Source organism: Amycolatopsis alkalitolerans, from assembly GCF_006152065.1.
In the GTDB taxonomy this organism is placed as follows: Bacteria; Actinomycetota; Actinomycetes; order Mycobacteriales; family Pseudonocardiaceae; genus Amycolatopsis_E; species Amycolatopsis_E alkalitolerans.
On sequence record NZ_VDFW01000012.1, the window covers coordinates 100,102 to 116,956 of the forward strand.

13 protein-coding genes are annotated in these 16,855 nt (G+C 70.2%); 9 read left to right on the plus strand and 4 right to left on the minus strand.

Annotation, left to right across the window (positions count from 1 at the left end; genetic code table 11):
- The first annotated feature begins 17 nt into the window (after positions 1-17).
- From FG385_RS15960 to FG385_RS16000, 9 genes are all read left to right on the plus strand, one after another.
- On the plus strand, positions 18-896 hold the full coding sequence (locus FG385_RS15960; protein WP_139097529.1) for an ABC transporter permease: 879 nt from the start codon (positions 18-20) through the stop codon (positions 894-896).
- A complete protein-coding gene (locus FG385_RS15965) occupies positions 893-1,879 on the plus strand; it encodes an ABC transporter ATP-binding protein (RefSeq protein ID WP_139097530.1) in 987 nt (328 codons plus the stop codon). Before FG385_RS15960 ends, FG385_RS15965 begins: the two co-directional genes overlap by 4 nt.
- Positions 1,879-2,820 carry an ABC transporter ATP-binding protein gene (locus FG385_RS15970; protein WP_139097531.1) on the plus strand — a complete coding sequence of 314 codons (942 nt, stop codon included), beginning with the start codon at positions 1,879-1,881 and terminating at the stop codon, positions 2,818-2,820. The genes FG385_RS15965 and FG385_RS15970 overlap by 1 nt, the downstream gene beginning before the upstream one ends.
- 94 nt (positions 2,821-2,914) lie before the next feature.
- On the plus strand, positions 2,915-4,519 hold the full coding sequence (locus FG385_RS15975) for an ABC transporter substrate-binding protein (RefSeq protein ID WP_235022593.1): 1,605 nt from the start codon (positions 2,915-2,917) through the stop codon (positions 4,517-4,519).
- A 27-nt stretch (positions 4,520-4,546) separates the two neighbouring features.
- Complete coding sequence (locus FG385_RS15980) at positions 4,547-6,136, plus strand: amidase family protein (protein ID WP_139097533.1); 1,590 nt, start codon at positions 4,547-4,549, stop codon at positions 6,134-6,136.
- Positions 6,133-7,581 carry an MFS transporter gene (locus FG385_RS15985; RefSeq protein WP_160148822.1) on the plus strand — a complete coding sequence of 483 codons (1,449 nt, stop codon included), beginning with the start codon at positions 6,133-6,135 and terminating at the stop codon, positions 7,579-7,581. Before FG385_RS15980 ends, FG385_RS15985 begins: the two co-directional genes overlap by 4 nt.
- Positions 7,578-8,987: an amidase gene (locus FG385_RS15990; RefSeq protein ID WP_139097535.1), complete on the plus strand. Its 1,410-nt coding sequence runs from the start codon at positions 7,578-7,580 to the stop codon at positions 8,985-8,987. The genes FG385_RS15985 and FG385_RS15990 overlap by 4 nt, the downstream gene beginning before the upstream one ends.
- A gap of 11 nt (positions 8,988-8,998) precedes the next feature.
- Positions 8,999-10,375: an amidase gene (locus tag FG385_RS15995; RefSeq protein WP_139097536.1), complete on the plus strand. Its 1,377-nt coding sequence runs from the start codon at positions 8,999-9,001 to the stop codon at positions 10,373-10,375.
- Between the two features lie 12 nt (positions 10,376-10,387).
- Positions 10,388-10,573, plus strand: a complete 186-nt coding sequence (locus FG385_RS16000; RefSeq protein WP_139097537.1) for a hypothetical protein — start codon at positions 10,388-10,390, stop codon at positions 10,571-10,573.
- 49 nt (positions 10,574-10,622) lie between these two features.
- Here the strand turns inward: FG385_RS16000 and FG385_RS16005 are convergent, their stop codons facing one another.
- The 4 genes from FG385_RS16005 to FG385_RS16020 are packed head-to-tail and all read right to left on the minus strand — an operon-like array spanning position 10,623 to position 16,799.
- Positions 10,623-11,981: an acetyl-CoA carboxylase biotin carboxylase subunit gene (locus FG385_RS16005; RefSeq protein WP_200834481.1), complete on the minus strand. Its 1,359-nt coding sequence runs from the start codon at positions 11,979-11,981 to the stop codon at positions 10,623-10,625.
- 9 nt (positions 11,982-11,990) lie between these two features.
- Positions 11,991-13,520, minus strand: a complete 1,530-nt coding sequence (locus tag FG385_RS16010) for an acyl-CoA carboxylase subunit beta (RefSeq protein WP_139097538.1) — start codon at positions 13,518-13,520, stop codon at positions 11,991-11,993.
- Positions 13,517-15,724, minus strand: coding sequence for an acetate--CoA ligase family protein (locus FG385_RS16015; RefSeq protein ID WP_160148823.1), 2,208 nt, complete (start codon positions 15,722-15,724; stop codon positions 13,517-13,519). The genes FG385_RS16010 and FG385_RS16015 overlap by 4 nt, the downstream gene beginning before the upstream one ends.
- Before the next feature lies 1 nt (position 15,725).
- A complete protein-coding gene (locus tag FG385_RS16020) occupies positions 15,726-16,799 on the minus strand; it encodes a phosphotransferase family protein (RefSeq protein ID WP_200834482.1) in 1,074 nt (357 codons plus the stop codon).
- Positions 16,800-16,855: the final 56 nt, after the last annotated feature.

A 16,855-nucleotide genomic window follows, 5' to 3' on the forward strand; every position in this document is an offset into this window, starting at 1 on the left:
CTGCCGAGGAGTCTTCGATGACCACACTGACCGAGGCGGCGTCGCTACCGGACACCACCACGGCGAGCAAACCCCGGCGCCGCCGGATGACCGTCAGCGCCACCGTCGCCGGCGTGGTGGTGCTGCTGATCGTGCTCACCGCCCTCGCCGGGCCACTGCTGGTCGGCGACCCGCTGGCAGGCGACACCGCACACCGGCTGCTGCCGGCCGGCACCCCCGGGCACGTGCTGGGTACCGACGGCCAGGGCCGCGATGTGCTCGCGCGGCTCGTGGACGGTACGCGCCTCTCCTTGCTGGCCGGACTCATCCCGGTGCTGTTCGCCGCGGTCGTGGGCACCGGGCTCGGCGTGACGGCCGGGCTGTCCGGCCGGTGGGGCCAGCGGCTGATCATGCGCACGCTGGACGTGTTCTACGCGTTCCCGGCGGTGCTGCTGGCCGTCGCGATTGCGGCCGCGCTGGGCTCGGGACTGTCCAATGCGATCATCGCACTCGCGGTGATCCTGGTGCCGCCGGTGGCCCGCGTCGCGGAGACCGAGACCCGGCGGCTGGTCGACCTCGACTACATGGAGGCGGCCCGGGCGAGCGGCGCGCGCCGCTCGGCGATCGCGCTGCGGCAGGTGCTGCCCAATGTCGCGCCGCCCGTCGTCGTCTACTGCACTGCCCTGATTGGACTGTCCATTGTATACGCAGCAGGCCTGAGCTTCCTGGGCCTCGGTATCTCGCCGCCGACCGCGGAATGGGGGCTGATGGTCAGCGAGCACACCCAGTACATCTACTCGGCGCCGTTCCTTGCCGCGATCCCGGCGCTCGCGATCCTGGTCGCGTCGGTGGCGTTCAACGTGCTCGGAGACGGCCTGCGCGATCTGCTCGACGTACGCGGGGAGGTGCGGGCATGACGGTGATCCCGCCACTGGAAGTCCGTGACCTGTCCACCACATTCGTCGCCCGGCGGCGCCGGACCGAGGTCGTGCGCGGCGTGTCGTTCACGATCGGCCGCGGCGAGACGATGATGTTGCTCGGCGAGAGCGGCAGCGGGAAGTCCGTCACCGCGCGCTCCATCATGCGGCTCTACGGCTCGTCGGCCGAAATCGGCGGCAGCGTGCGGCTGGCGGGCCAGGAACTGCTCGGGCTGGGCGAACCGCGGCTGCGCGCGATACGCGGCAACCAGATCGCGCTCGTCCCGCAGGACCCCACGGGTGCGCTGGATCCCTTGCGCCGCATCGGTTCCCAGCTCGCCGAGGTGCTCGCCGTGCACGGCGTCGAAGGAGTCAAGACCGCGGCGCACCGGCGTGCCGAGGAGCTGCTGGCGATGGTCGGCATCCCGGACCCGAAGCGGGTGGCCGGCAGCTACCCGCACGAGCTGTCCGGCGGGATGCGGCAGCGGGCCGTGATCGCCATCGCGGTCAGCTGCGACCCGCAGGTGCTCATCGCCGACGAGCCGACCACCGCGCTGGACGTGACCGTGCAAGCGCAGATCCTGGAGCTGCTCGCCCGACTGCAGCAGCGCCTCGGGATGGCGGTGCTGATGGTCACGCACGACGTCGGGGTCGCCGCGGACTTCGGTGGCCGGGTCGGGGTCATGTACGCCGGCCGCCTCGTCGAGGCGGGCCCGGCGAGCGAAGTCCTTTCCGCGCCACGGCATCCCTACACTGCGGGCCTGCTCGAATCCCTGCCGACCCCGGGTGCCGCGCGTGGCGCACTGCGCTCGATCGTCGGTGCTCCGCCGCCGGTCGGCGCGTTCCCGGCCGGGTGCGCGTTCGCGCCGCGCTGCCGCCAGGCACGGCCCTCGTGCACCCATGAGGATCCGCCCCTGGTCGCCGTCGCGGAAGATCGTGCCGCCGCGTGCCCCGTGGTGAACGCCGAACGGGTGGTGGCGTGATGAGCGACGTGCTGCTGCAAGCCGAAAACCTGAGCAAGACGTTCGGCAACGGAGTCCGCGCGGTCTCGGACGTTTCGCTGACGGTCCACAAAGGAGAGACGCTCGGCGTGGTCGGCGAGTCCGGGTGCGGGAAGTCGACCATCGGGAAGATGCTGCTCGGCCTGCTCGCGCCGGACACCGGGTCGGTGACGTTCGACGGGATCCCGTTCGCGGGGCTCGGTCACGGCCGGATGCGCGCGCTGCGTGCGCGGTTGCAGGTGGTGCCGCAGAACCCGCAGACCTCACTCAACCCGAGGCTGCGGGTGCGCCAGTCGATCGAGTTCAACCTGCGGGCCCACGGGACGGAGCGGGCGGCGCGCCGCCCGCAGGTGCTGGAACTGCTGGAGCGGGTCGGGCTCACCGCCGCACAGGCCGAGCGGTTTCCGCACGAGCTGTCCGGCGGCCAGTTGCAGCGCGTCGCGATCGCGCGTGCGCTGGCCACGTCCCCGGACCTCGTCGTGTGCGACGAAGCGGTGTCCGCTTTGGACAAGAGCGTGCAGGCGCAGGTGCTCAACCTGCTCGCCGGCCTGCAGGCCGAGACCGGGGTGGCGTTCCTGTTCATCTCGCACGACCTGGCCGTGGTGGAGCACATCTCCGACCGCGTCGCCGTGATGTACCTCGGCCGGGTCGTGGAACTCGCCCCGGCGCGGGAGCTGTGGGCCGACCCCCGGCACCCGTACACCCGTGCCCTGCTTTCGGCGACCCCGGGGCAGGGACGAGAGCGCATCGTGCTCTCCGGTGACCTCCCCAACCCCGCCGATCCCCCGTCCGGCTGCGGGTTCCGCACCCGCTGTCCGGTCGCGGAAACGGTCTGCCAGGCCGAATGGCCACCGCTCGCCGAGGCGGCGCCGGGCCACCACGCGGCGTGTGTCCACGTGAGCCCCGTCGCCGTGCCCGGCTGAACCCAGCCAGCACAACGAAATCCCCGGCCGGCGGCCACCGTGGCCGCCGGGCTGATCCCCCATGCCCCGAAATCCCTTGCCGAGAGGAAAGATCGTGCCCCGTTACCCAGCCCGCCGGAAGAGGCGGTTCACACTCCTGGGCGCACTGCTCGCCGTCCTGTCACTCGTGCTGTCCGCGTGCGGCGGCAGCGCCACCTCCGCGGGCGATGGCGGGAACACGCTGATCATCGGCATGACCGCGTCCGACATCCCCGTTCTCGACACCGGGCTCGCCCAGGGACAGGGCTACGAAGGCCTGCGTTTCGTCGGCAACCAGCTCTACGACGGCCTGACGAAGTTCGACCTGACCAAGAGCGACCAGATCCCGAAGATCATCCCGGATCTCGCCGAGTCGTGGGCCCCCAATGCCGACCTGACGAGCTGGACGTTCAAGCTGCGTCCCGGCGTGACCTTCCACGACGGCACCCCGTGGAACGCCGACGCCGCGATCTTCAACCTCGACCGCTACCTCAACAAGACCAGCCCGGACTTCTACCAGGAACTCAACGCCCAGGGTGGACTGTCGATCGCCGGGATCAAGGCCTATCACAAGATCGACGACCTCACCATCCAGATCGACACCAACGGCCCGTGGGCATACCTGCCCAGCGACCTCGCGACCGTCTATTTCGGCAGCCCCACCGCGATCAAGGCCGAGGGTAACCAGGGTTTCGCGGAGAAGCCGGTGGGCACCGGGCCGTTCAAGTTCGACTCGCTCGTGCGCGGCCAGCGGATGGTCATGGTGGCCAACGACAAGTACTGGGCGGGCAGGCCGAAGGTGGACAAGGTGATCCTGCGCCCGATCCCCGACCCGACCGCCCGCACCGCGGCCTTGCGCTCCGGTGAGGTCAACTGGATCGAGGTGCCGCCGCCGGACGACGTGCCGAGCCTCAAGTCGCAGGGCTTCCAGGTGCTCACCAACTCCTACGACCACATCTGGCCGTGGGTCTACAACATGACCAAGGCGCCGTTCGACGACGTGAAGGTGCGCGAGGCGCTCAACTGGGCCATCAACCGGCAGGCGCTCGTGGACAACATCCTCAAGGGCACCGCCGAACCCGCTCTCGGCTACGTGCCGCACGCCAACGCCGCCTACGAACCCGCCGACGACGTGTACGGCTACGACCCGGCGAAGGCCAAGCGGCTGCTCGCGGAAGCCGGATATCCCAACGGGTTCACCATGACGTTGTCCTACCCCACGAGCGGCTCGGGCAATATGGTGCCCACCCCGATGAACACCGCGCTGCAGACCGACCTCGCCGCGGTGGGCGTCAAGGTGGAGCTCAAGCCCATCGAATGGGCGGCGATGCTGAACGACTACTTCGTCGGCAAGATCCCCGACAACGCCGACGCGCTCAACATCTCCCTGAGCTACCAGCAGGAAGGCTTCTGGCGCAGCTGGTTCGGCACCGACTCCGGGATCAACGCCGGCAAGTACTCCAACCCGCAGGTGGACGACCTGTTCGCCAGGGCGCGGACGGTGGGCGACGACAAGGCGAGGGCGAACCTCTACTCGCAGGCCGCGCAGATCCTCGGCAAGGACTCGCCGTGGCTCGTCGTGGTGAACGACCGCAACCCGCGCGTCCTCGCCCCCAGCGTGCACGGGTTCGTGCAACCGCAGTCCTGGTTCGCCGATCTGACCCAACTCTCGGTCGGCTGAGCTTTCCGCCAACGAAAGGAGACCGCCATGGCGATGCCCCGTGGACGCATCCGCGGCTTCGTGCGCCGCCCCACTCCCGACGAGGTCGCCGGGCTCGGCGCGGCCGAGCACCTGTCGCTCACCCCACGCGAGGCCGAGCAGTACGCGCGGATCCTCGACCAGACCTTCGCCGGAGTCGACCGGGTCGACGAACTGCACGCGCCGACCCCGCCGCTCACCTACACCGACCGTGACCCCGGCGGCCCGGTCAGTGACGCCGACGACCCGTTCCACGCGTTCATCCGCCGCTGTCACGTGAAAGGCGCGGCCGCGGGTGTCCTCGAAGGACTGACCGTGGGTGTGAAGGACAACCTCGCGGTCGCGGGCGTCCCGATCACGAACTCGTCCCGGACGCTGAGCTACACGCCGTCGACCGACGCGGTCGTGGTGTCGCGGCTGCTCGCCGCCGGGGCCGACATCGTCGGGAAGACCAACCTCGACGACTTCTCCACCTCGGGCACCGGCGAGTCCAGCTGGTACGGCCCGGCCCGCAATGCCGTCGACCCGACCCGCTCGGCGGGTGGCTCGTCCGGCGGATCCGGTTCGGCCGTCCGATCGGGCGCGGTCGATCTGGCGATCGGTGTCGACGAGGGAGGATCGGCCCGGATTCCCGCTTCCTTCAACGGGATCGTGAGCATCAAGCCCAGTCAGGGCCTGGTGCCCTCGCACGGGCTGACCTACATGGACCACACCATCGACGCCGTGTGCCCGATGGCGTCCACAGTGGACCTGACCGCCAGGATGCTCGACGTGATGAGCGGGCACTCCGATCGTGACCCGCAATGGGTCCGGGCGAAACCGTCACCGACGAGCGCCGCCGCAACCCTCACCGGCGGCGTGGCCGGGCTGCGGATCGGCGTGGTGACCGAGGGCCGGGACCCCGCCCTGTGCGAGCCCGGCGTGCTCGCCGCGTTCGAGTCCTCATGTGCGGCTCTGGACGCGGCCGGCGCGACCGTGTACCCCGTTTCAATTCCACTGTGGACGGACGCGTGGGCGATCGAGACCACCCTGCTGCTGCACCTGGCCTGGCTGACCGCGCAGTCCGACGGCGCCGGCTACTCGCATCTCGGCGAGGTCGATGTCGAGCGGGCGCACGCGTTCGGCCTGGTACGGCGGCTCGAGGCGGACTCGTTCCCGCCGTTCTTCAAGGTGTGGCTGATGGGTGGCCGGTACCTGCACGACAAGTACTTCTCCACCTACTTCGCCAAGGCCGCCAACCTGCGCCGCGCCCTCATCGCGCAGATCGACGCGGCGTTCGGGGAGTTCGACCTGCTCGTCACGCCGACCACCCCGCAGGTCGCGCCCGTGCTGCTCGACCGTCCCGCCGAGGACCCCGAGCTGCTCTCGCGGGGCACGACGATGGTCAGCAACACGTGCGTGCTCAACCTTTCCGGGCACCCCGCGCTCGCCGTGCCGAGCGGGGCCGACCCGGAGACCTCGATGCCCACGTCGATCCAGATCATCGCGCCGCTGTGGCAGGATGCACTGACCTTCCGCGCCGGTGCGGTGGTCGAGGACGCGGCTGGAGTCATGCCCGGCGGCGCGGCGGTGGACATCGCACCCGCCGGGTCGCGGTGATCGAGGTCGCGCCCGTCCGCGCGGTGCGGCTGCCGGTGCGGGCGGACGCCGACGCGGGCGCCCGGCGCCGGTTTCATCTGGTAGTCGTCGTGGCCGGGGTCGGGTTCGGGCTGACCGCGCCGTTCACCGCGCTGCTCGTGGTGGGTCTCGGCGGCTCCCCGGCCTCGGCGGCCTACGTGGTGTCCTCGATCGGATTGTCCTTGCTGCTGGTGGATTTCCTCGGCACCAGGTTCGTGCCACGGGTGTCCTCCCGCACCGCGCTGACGGTCTCGCTGCTGGTGTTCGGCGTCGGGTGCCTGTTCTCGGCGGTCACCACCAGCTGGGAGGTCGTCGGGCTCGCGCGGGTGCTGCAGGGCTTCGGCACCGCGCTGTTCATGGGCGGCGGGATCGCCCTCGCCGTCCGCCTCGTGGGCGAGCACACCCGCGGCCGCGCCATCGGGACGTTCAACGCGTTCTGGTTCCTCGGCGTAGCCACCGGGCCGCTCGGTGGCGGCCTGATCGCGGCGGCGGCACCGGGACCGGACGGGCTGCGGCTGCTGTTCGGCGTGTGCGGCGTGGTGAACCTGGCCGGTGCGGCGGCGGCCTGGTTTCTCGCGCCCCGCTGGGTTTCCGACGTCCGGCCGCGGCTGGGCCTGCCGGCCGGGCTCGGTGTGCGCGGGCGGCGGATGTGGTCGGTGCTGGTGCTCACCGGGCTCGGCCAGGCCGTGCGGTCCGGGCTCGCGCTGACGCTGGTGCCGTTGCTCGGCGCCCGGCTCGGGATGGGCTGGGTCGCGCTCGGCGTCGCGCTGTTCGCACTGTCGGTCGCCGACGTCGCCACGATGCACTTCGGCGGTGGGCTCAGTGACCGGCACGGCAGGCTGCTTCCGCTGGCGACCGCGCTGGCCTGGGGCACGGTCGCCGTCACCGCGCTCGCCACGGTCGTGCGCGGGCCGGTCGCGTTCACCTTCGGTGCGCTCGCCGCCGGAGTGACCGTCGGCGCCACCTGGGTGGTGCCGGCGGCGATGACGATCGACCTCGCCGAAACACCGGAGACCGCGCTCGCGGCCTACCGGATCGCCTGCGATATCGGGATGCTCACCGGCGGGGTGTTCGCCGGCGCCGGCATCGCCGTCGGCGGGGTGCACACCGCGCTCACGGCCACGGCCGCCCTCCTGTTCGGCGGCCTCCTGCTCACCCTCTCCGTCCGCGAGACGCTGCCCCGGCGCCCGCACCCGTCCGTCGTCAAGGAGGAACTCGTGCCCGTGCCCACGCCCGAGGAGTTCACCGTATTCATCGCGAACTCCGACATCTCCCTCACCCCGGAACGGCTCTCCCAGGCCTACGCGACGCATGCGCGCTACCGCCCCGACCTGGAACGGCTGCGGGCGCTCCCGCTGCCGTTCACCGAACCCGTCACCGAGCCCGCGACCGCTCTCGCCTGGATCGCCAGGGGAGGAAAGGCATGAGCGACCTCGCCGATCTCACCGCGACCGAACTGCTGGCCGCGTTCGCCGCCGGGACCGCGACCCCGAGCGAGGCCACCGCGGCCTGTCTCGCCCGCATCGAGGCCACCGACCCGGCGGTCAACTCGATCATCACTCTGCTGGCCGAGTCCGCACTCGTGCGGGCGGCCGAGTCCGACGCGCGCTGGCGCGACGGCACCGCCCGCCCGCTGGAAGGCGTTCCCTACGGGCTCAAGGACATCGTGGCCACCGCGGGGATTCCGACCACCGGCGGGTCGGCGCTGTACCGCGACTACGTCCCCGGCACCGATGCCGTGCTCGCCGCGCGCCTGGCCGAGGCCGGCGGGGTGCTGCTCGCCAAGCTCGCGACGTTCGAGTTCGCCTGCGGCGGCGCCGTGAACAAGACGTTCGGGCCTACGCTCAACCCGTGGGACCACCGCCGCACCACGGGCGGCTCGTCCTCGGGCTCCGGTGCCGCGGTGGCGCTGGGCCAGGTTCCGCTCGCCATCGGCACCGACACCGGCGGCTCGATCCGCATCCCCAGTTCGTTCTGCGGGATCACCGGGATCAAGGCCACCTACGGCCGGGTGCCCCGGCACGGGGTGATGGGCCTGTCGTGGACCATGGACCATGCTGGGCCGATGACCCGCAGCGTGGCCGACGCCGCGCTGATGCTCGACGTGATCGCCGGGCCGGATCCCCTCGACCCCACGGCGCTGCCGGCCGAGGAGGCGCCGTTCACCTCGGCGCTCGGCCAGGACGTCGGCGGGATGCGGGTCGCGCGCAACCGCACCTTCCTCGAGGCCGAGATGCACCCCGCGGTGGCCGCCGAGTACGAGACGGCACTCGGGGAACTGACCGCGCTCGGGGTGGAGATCGTCGACGTGGAGCTGCCGACCTTCGACCTCGCCGCCGTCGCGGGCTGGTGGATCATCTACGCGGAAATGCTGTCCCTGCACGAAGAACACGTGTCCAAAATAGAGGATCGGGACGAGATGGGCGCCTCGCTACTCGGCGCGGCCCCGTTCGTCAGCGCCGCCGACTACCTGCGGGCGCTGCGCCTGCGCCCGCTGTTCCAGCGGGAACTCGACGATGCGATGGCCGGCTGCGCCGCGCTCGTCACGCCGGCGATGACCGCGCTGCCCCCGCTCATCGCCCCGGAGATGACGTCCGATCTCGGCGACCGGGAAGTGCCGTGGCTCGACGCGGCCTGCCGGGTCAGCGTTCCGTTCAACCTCACCGGCTCCCCCGCGCTCGTCGTGCCCTCGGGCGAGGTGGACGGGCTGCCGGTGAGCGTGCAGTTCGTCGGGCGCCCCCGGGACGAGGCGACCCTGTTCGCTCTCGGCGGTGCCTACCAGGCCGCCACCGCCCATCACCTGCGCCGCCCGGCCCTGCCCGCGGCCGCCTGAGGAGGAGCGTCATGTACCTGACTATCACCGAGGCCGCCGCCGCGCTGCGAAACGGCGAGACGACGTCCGTCGCGCTCACTGAAGCCGCGTTCGCCGCAGCCGACGCGCACGACGAGAAGCTCGGCGTGTACCTGTCCCGGTTCGACGAGACCGCGCTCGCGGCCGCGGCGAAGGCCGACACCGAACTGGCCGGTGGCACCGACCGCGGCCCGCTGCACGGGATTCCGCTGGGAATCAAGGACATCATCGCCACCGAGGAGGGCGCGACCACCGCGCAGAGCCTTGTGCTCGACCGTGCGTGGGGTGCCGGCGGGGACGCGCCGGTCGTGGCACGGCTGCGGGCCGCGGGCGCGATCATCACCGGCAAGACCACCACGATGGAGTACGCGATCGGCACCCCCGATCCGGAAAAGCCGTTCCCGATCCCGCGCAACCCGTGGAACACGCGCCATTATCCCGGCGGGTCCAGCTCGGGCACCGGCAACGGGGTGGCGGCCGGGCTGTTCCTCGGCGGCCTCGGCACCGACACCGGCGGCAGCATCCGTTACCCGGCAACGAGTTGCGGGATCACCGGACTCAAGCAGACCTTCGGCCGGGTGCCGAAGGCCGGCTGCGTACCGCTCGGCTACAGCTATGACCACATCGGACCCATGGCGCGCACCGCCGAGGACTGTGCGGCGATGCTGACCGTGCTCGCCGGACACGACGCCCGTGACGCGACGTCAGTCGACCGGCCGGTCGGCGACTACTCCAGCGGGCTCACCGGTTCCCTGGAAGGGATGCGGATCGGGATCGACATGCTGCTCGACCGCTCACCGATGACGGTACCGGAGCTGAAACCGGCCCTGGACGCGGCAGTCGCCGAGCTGACGGCCGCCGGAGCGGAGGTCGTCGAAGTGCGGCTGCCGCTCTACGATGAGCTCAAGTCGGCCACCATGATCGGGCTCACCGCCGAGGCCTACGCCTACCACCAGCCGGACCTGCGCGCCCGGTGGCTCGACTACGGTGCGGGTACCCGGATGGCCGTCGCCACCGGGGCGCTCATCAGCGCCGGCGACTACGTGCAGGCCCAGCGGGTGCGCAGGGTCGGACAGCACAAGGTCGCGGCCCTGTTCGACGACGTGGACCTGATCCTGACGCCGACCAGCGCGTGCGGCGCGCCCGAGGTCGAGAAACTGACCCTCGACGACATCGTCGACGCGCTGCACACGCCCTACTGGAACGCGCTCGGCAACCCGGCGATGTCGGTTCCGATGGGCTTCACCAGCGACGGGCTGCCGCTAGGCCTGCAGATCATCGGCAAACCGTTCGACGAGGCCGCCGTGCTGGCCGCCGGTTTCGCCTACCAGCAACGCACTACCTCGCACCTGCAGACACCCGACCTGTAGAAGGGAAACCGCATGGAAACCGATCCCGCCGTCGTCGTCCCGGCGCTACTCACCGCCGCCGGGCTGAGCCCGCTGAAGGAAGAAGTCGCCCTCATGATCGCGAGCTTCCCCGCACGCGTCACCGAAATCGAGAAGCTGTACGCGGTTGCCGAGGCGCGATACGAGGAACCGGGCCTCATCTTCCGCGCCGAACCCTGATCCGCCGGATCCCAGATCGGCCGTAGGCACCCGATTCGGTGCCACTCGCTCAAGTCGCGGCCTGGACGGCGTGGACCAGACCGGTGTCGTAGCGCCCGTCGGCGAACCGCCTGTCGCGGACCAGACGGCGGAGGAACTCGAGATTCGTCTTCGGACCTTCGATGGCGAACTGGTCGAGCGCGGTGCGCAGCCGGCCGATCGCCGCGTCCCGGGTCGGGCCGTGGGCGCAGAGTTTCGCCAGGAGCGGGTCGAAATCGGCGGTCACCGTGTTCCCGCGCCGATATCCGCTGTCCACTCGGATGCCCTCACCCGCCGGCTCGTCCCAGCGGGTGACGTGGCCCGGACCGGGCAGGAAGCGCACGGGGTCCTCGGCGCAGACGCGGGCCTCGATGGCATGGCCGGACGGCGCGCGGGCCGCCAGGCCGACCGAGGGCGGACCACCCATCGCCACCCGGAGTTGTTCGTGCACCAGATCGAGGCCGGTCACCAGTTCCGTCACCGGGTGTTCGACCTGGAGCCGGGTATTCATCTCCAGGAACGACAATTCGAACGTGACCGCGTCGACCAGGAATTCCACGGTTCCGGCATTGCGATAACCGACCGCCCGCCCGGCGACCACGGCCGCGCGCAGGAGTTCGTCCCGCACCTCTCCCGGCAGGTTCGGCGCCGGGGATTCCTCGACCACTTTCTGGTTGCGCCGCTGCGTGGAGCAGTCGCGCTCGCCCAGTGCGACGACCGTGCCATCGGCCAGCCCGAAGATCTGCACCTCGACATGGCGCGCGTGCTCGACGAAGCGCTCCAGGAATACCCTGCTGTCGCCGAACAGACGCTCCGCGCGAGACCGGGTGGCTTCGAACAGTGTGGTCAACTCCGCTTGGTCGTGCGCCACGGACATGCCCATTCCGCCACCGCCGGCGGACGCTTTCAGCATGAGCGGATAGCCGATGGCTTCGGCCTCCGCCATCGCGGCCTCCGGCGAGTCGATCGAGTCGCCGGAGCCCTTCCCGACCGGGACACCGGCCTCGGCCACGATCCGCCTGGCCTCGATCTTGTCACCCACCGCGGCAATCGCCGCCGGCGAAGGTCCGACCCAGCGCATCCCGGCATCCTGGACGGCTCGCGCGAACGACGCGCGCTCCGACAGGAACCCATAACCCGGGTGGACCGCCTCGGCGCCGCACCGCATCCCGGCCGACACGATCCGGTCGGCCGCGAGATACACCTGGGACTCCGGAAGATCGTCGATGCCGATCGCCTCGTCCGCCTCCCGGACGAATGGCAACTCGGCATCACCAGGGCTGTGCACCACGATCGAACGCACACCGTGCTCACGCGCCGTGCGCACGATCCGGCGAGCGATTTCGCCTCGATTGGCGATCAGCAACGACGCCGGCAGCCAGGTTTTCATCGCGTCCTCCTAGAATGTCGTGGGCCAGTTGCTCAGCAGGTGCTCGCCGACACCGCCGGTAGGCCGATGCCGATGAATCTCCAGCTGCTCGGCGATCCAGTTCCGGGTGTCCCTCGGGTCGATCACGTCGTGCGCGCCATAGGCACCGGCCAGGTCGTAGGCCGTCGTCCGGCGGCTCATTTCGGCGAGGCGATCACGGTAGGCATCGGGGTCCTTGTCCTCGGACAGTCCGTGCACCACGAACACCGCCGACCGCGGATCCATGAAACTGACCTGTGCCGACCACCAGGCGGCCACCGCGTCGGCGGTGTCGCCGCCGCCCATGTTCACGAACGCCTGGCCGTAGTCCTTCCGCATCATGATCGTCAGCTTCGGCACGGTCATCTGGGACAGCGCGTTCATCCAGTTGATGACCTTTCCGGTGATCCGCCGTTTCTCGGCCTCGACCCCGATCAGGAATCCCGGCTGGTCCGCGAAGAACACCACGGGGATGTTGAACGAGTCGCACAGCACCAGGAAACTCGTCGCCTTGTCACAGGCGTCCGCGTCGACCGCGCCGGCCTTGTTGACCGGATTGCTGGCGATGACGCCGATCGTCCTCCCGCCGATCCTGGCCAGCGCGGTGACCAGGTTCCTGGCGAATCGGGCCTTCAGCTCGAACAGCGACCCACCGTCCACGACGCACCGCAGCACGTCACGCACGTCGTACACGCCGGCCGGCGATTCCGGCACCCGGTCGAGTGTCCGCGCCGGGTCGGTCTCCGGTTGCGTGGTCTCGATGACCGGTGGTTCCTCCTGGTTGTGGCTGGGCAGGTAGCCGAGGAAGCGGCGGACCGAGTCGATCGCCTCCTCGTCGGTGTCGGCCACCACGTCGGCGATTCCGGTGATCTCGGCGTGCAGCCGCCAGCCGCCCAGTTCCTCCTTGCCGACCTCACGCCCGGTGGCCCTGCCGACCAGTCCCGGGCTGGACACCGCCATCACGGCACCCTTCCGGAACACCACGAAGTCGGAACACACCGCATGCCAGGCCGCCGACCCGAACGAATAACCGAAAACCGCCGACGCCCATGGGTTCTCCCGCAGCCGCAGGAATCGGCGGCGGTCGCTCAGGGTGGCCATCCCGGCGCCACCCATGATGTCCGGCATCCGCACACCGGTCGACTCCGACAGGTAGACGACCGGGATTCCGGACGCGGTGCCGACGTCCTTCATATGCTGCATCTTCTTGTTGCTGATCGGACCGCTGGAAGCGCCCTTGACCGTGAAGTCGTAGCCGACCACGGCCACCGACCGCCCGCATACCGCGCCAAAGCCGGCGATCTTGCCGTCCCGTGGCGTGGTTTCTTCGTCGCCGGGTCGCTGTGAGGTGGTGAACCGGCCGCTTTCCTTGAAACTGCCCGGATCGCACAGGCGGTCCACGCGCTGCTCGACGTTCAGGATGCCTTGTTCGGCCCGCTGGCGGAGCTTCTTCTCGCCGCCCATCCGTCGCGCGGTGGCCGTTCTGGCGGCGTGCTCTACCTCGTTCTGTTCGGTCGTCATATTCGCTGCCTCTCCTGGTCGGCCGGATACGCCGTTGCCGCGTGATAGGCGACCAGTCCGCGGCAAGCGGCGATCGCATCCGGGATTTCCGCGAACACCGGAATGCCGAGGCCACGGGCGACCTCCGCGCAGTGCTGGGCCCGGCCCTGGGTGATCGGCCGCTGATCCGAGCGCAGCACGATCAGGTGCGGGGTACCCGCTCCGGTCTCGTCGCGGGCGGCGGCGACCGCCCGGATCACGTTCTCCACCAGATCGTCGCCGTTCGCGTCGGGAGTCGCCGGAATGACGCCGATATTGACGTGGGTGATCACCGTGCCCGGCTTCGCGCCGGTGTGGATCACGTTCAGGATGTCCTTCGCCACCCTGCCGTCGTCCACGATCATGCTGCGCGCCGGAATGTCGATGGGGTTGGCCAGGCCGTTTCCGGGTGGCAGGCCGATCGCCGCCAGGCCGGCGAGCACGTCGTCGGGCAACAGAGGCACCCGAAGCCCGGCCCGGGCCAGCGCGTCCGAGGCGAGCACGCTGGTGCCGCCACCATTGCCGAACAACACCACGCCGCCGCCGGCCGCGATCCGCACGTCGCGGAAATGAAACACCTCCAGGCAATTGAGCAGTTCGCCCAGGTCGTCCACCAGCACGATCCCGGCCTGCCGGGCGATGGCGGGCCACACCTTCTCGTTCGCGGCCAGTGCTCCGGTGTGGGACGACGCGGCTGTCGATCCGGCGCTGGTCCGGCCGCCGGCCAGCAGAATCACCGGTTTGTGCGGACCGCGGCCGCGGAGCATTTCCAGCAGTTCCAAGCCGGCCTCGATGGATTCCAGATAGAACGCGACGACGGCGGTGTCCGGATCCGCCAGAAAGTGGTCGAGCAGTTCCGCGGGTCGCACGTCGATCGCGTTTCCCAGGCTGACCACCGCGCGGAAGGAAATGCCACGGGCGGCACCCAGCCGGATCACGTCGACACTGAGCCCGCCACTCTGTGACACGAATGCGACGGAGCCGGGTTCGGACGGCGGATCGGACACGAAGGAGATTCGCCCGGTCGGCGAGAACGTGCCGAGGCAGTTCGGGCCCAGGACCCGGATTCGTTCCCGGACCGCGATCCGGCTCAGTTCGGCTTCCCGCTCGCCGCCGGCCTCGATTTCGCCGAAGCCGCTGGAAATGACCTGGGCGAAGCCGACTCGGCCGTCCGCGCCGGTCAACGCCGGTGCGACCTGCGGCGCCGGGAGCGTGATGTAGGCGTAGTCGACCGGCTCGTCCAGTTCGCGCAGGCTGGGCACCGTGACGTGGCCGTCGACCGTCTCGGCGGTGGGGTGCACGACGACTATCCGCCCGCCGAATTCGCCGGCGCGCAGCTGATCCAGAAACGCGTTCCCCAGGTTCGGCTGCCGAGCCGACGCGCCGACCACGGCTACCGACTTGGGCTCGAGCAGCCGACTGAAATCGGTGGCAACCGGCTCGGCTCGTGCCGTTCCGGAACTGTCCGCGGGTGGTCCGACCACGATGCTCGCATCGACCGCCGTGCTCCCGGTGGCGGTGACCACGATCGGGTTGACGTCGACCGCCTCGACCCAATCGGGCAATCGGGTGAGCAGCCCATCGACCCCGGCGAACCGGACGATCTGCGCCACCAGCGACTCGACGTCGACCGGCGCCGAACCGCGAGCGCCGTGGAGCAATCCGGCGCCGCGTAGTCCATCGATGATGCCGTGTACCTCCGGCCGGGTCAGCGGCGCCACGCCGACGCCGACATCCTCCAGCATCTCGGTCCAGACACCGCCAAGGCCGATCATGACCGCCCACGCGCCACCCGGTTGCCGCGTCGCGCCCAGAATGATCTCGACGCCGCGACCGGCCTGTTCCTCCACCAGAAAGCGCTCCGGTATGTGGCCGGCCGCCCGCACACCGGCATCGACCTGGCGGATCGCGTGGGCGGCTGCGGCGGCATCCACCACTCCGAGGACGACGCCACCGGCGTCGGACTTGTGCACCAGTGTCGCGCCGAGTGCCTTCACCACCAGCGGTGCGGTCAGCGAATCCGCTCTCGCGGCCTCGTCGGCGCTGTCGACGACCACCGATCGGGGCACGGCCAGTCCGGCGGACGCCAGCACTTGCTTGCTCCGGTCCTCCGGGAGCGTGTTGCCGTCCCTGGCGAGCACCTCGGCCGCCGCGGCGGCGAGCAAACGGTCCAGATCCGGGTCCATCTCAACTGCCTCCATTACCGGTGCGCCGCCCTAACCGGTGTGATCGCCGCACGGCACGATCGAGGAGTGTGCCGACCATCGCACCGACCGTCTCGAATGCCGCGCCCACCGCATGACCCTGCAGGTATCTGCTGTGAATGCCTTCCAGGATGACCGCGATCTTCAGGTCCGCGAACACCAGGTACCAGTCGATCGCCGCCGGATCGACGTCCCGGCGGGCGGCATAGAGTTCGATGACCTCGTGCCGGGCGAGGAAACCGGGCAACGCGGTCGCACCGGCGGTGATCGGATTGGGTGGCTCACCGGGATCGTCCCAGAAGCTGGCCAGGATTCCGATGTCCGCCAGTGTGTCGCCGAGCGTCGACATCTCCCAGTCGAGAACGGCCAGGATCCGCGACCTGGCCCCGGGGTCGACCATGAGATTGTCTATTTTGTAGTCGCCGTGCACGATGCCGAATTCGGTGGACACGGGAAGGGTGCGGCCCAGCCGGGTCAGCAGTTCGTCCACCTCCGGCCGCGGGGAGGTCCGTGAGGACTCCCACTGCCGCCGCCACCGGGCCAGCTGCCGAGCCAGATAGTGCCGCGGCCGCCCCCAGCCGGACAGCCCGACCGCCTCGATCGGCACCTCGTGCAAGGTGACCAGGGTGTCCACGATCGCTTCGCTGAGCGCGCGACGCTCGTCGGCGGTGATCCGCTCGGTTTCCCGTGCGGTGCGCAGGGTTATTCCGTTGATCCGCTCCATGACGTAGAACGGCGCACCGATCACCGAGGTGTCCTCACACAACCCGATCACGGCCGGAACCGGCACCTTGCTGCCGGCCAGCGCGCTGAGCACCCGGAATTCCCGGCCCATATCGTGGGCGGTGGGCAGGACGAATCCGTACGGCGGCCGGCGCAGTACCCACGACCGGTCGCCGGCGCTGATGACGTAGGTCGGATTGGACCGTCCACCGGTGATCAGGCGCATGGTCAGCGCACCGGTGACGGGCTGCCCCAGCCAGTCGCCCAGCACACGCGACAGCGCGGCAAGGTCCGTACCTTCCGGGACCGCCCCGGCTTGCTCGCTAGGCGTCAAGCATCAACACCCCTCTCAGACTGATTTCGCGAAACGGCCGACGAGTCCAAGCGGAA

What these genes read in the sequence shown, in the direction of transcription:
- FG385_RS15965 (WP_139097530.1), top strand. Translation starts at nt 893, where the DNA reads ATGACGGTGATCCCGCCACTGGAAGTCCGTGACCTGTCCACCACATTC.
- FG385_RS16000 (WP_139097537.1), top strand. Translation starts at nt 10,388, where the DNA reads ATGGAAACCGATCCCGCCGTCGTCGTCCCGGCGCTACTCACCGCCGCC.
- FG385_RS15970 (WP_139097531.1), top strand. Translation starts at nt 1,879, where the DNA reads ATGAGCGACGTGCTGCTGCAAGCCGAAAACCTGAGCAAGACGTTCGGC.
- FG385_RS16005 (WP_200834481.1), bottom strand. Translation starts at nt 11,981, where the DNA reads ATGAAAACCTGGCTGCCGGCGTCGTTGCTGATCGCCAATCGAGGCGAA.
- FG385_RS16010 (WP_139097538.1), bottom strand. Translation starts at nt 13,520, where the DNA reads ATGACGACCGAACAGAACGAGGTAGAGCACGCCGCCAGAACGGCCACC.
- FG385_RS15980 (WP_139097533.1), top strand. Translation starts at nt 4,547, where the DNA reads ATGGCGATGCCCCGTGGACGCATCCGCGGCTTCGTGCGCCGCCCCACT.
- FG385_RS16015 (WP_160148823.1), bottom strand. Translation starts at nt 15,724, where the DNA reads ATGGACCCGGATCTGGACCGTTTGCTCGCCGCCGCGGCGGCCGAGGTG.
- FG385_RS15960 (WP_139097529.1), top strand. Translation starts at nt 18, where the DNA reads ATGACCACACTGACCGAGGCGGCGTCGCTACCGGACACCACCACGGCG.
- FG385_RS15990 (WP_139097535.1), top strand. Translation starts at nt 7,578, where the DNA reads ATGAGCGACCTCGCCGATCTCACCGCGACCGAACTGCTGGCCGCGTTC.
- FG385_RS15995 (WP_139097536.1), top strand. Translation starts at nt 8,999, where the DNA reads ATGTACCTGACTATCACCGAGGCCGCCGCCGCGCTGCGAAACGGCGAG.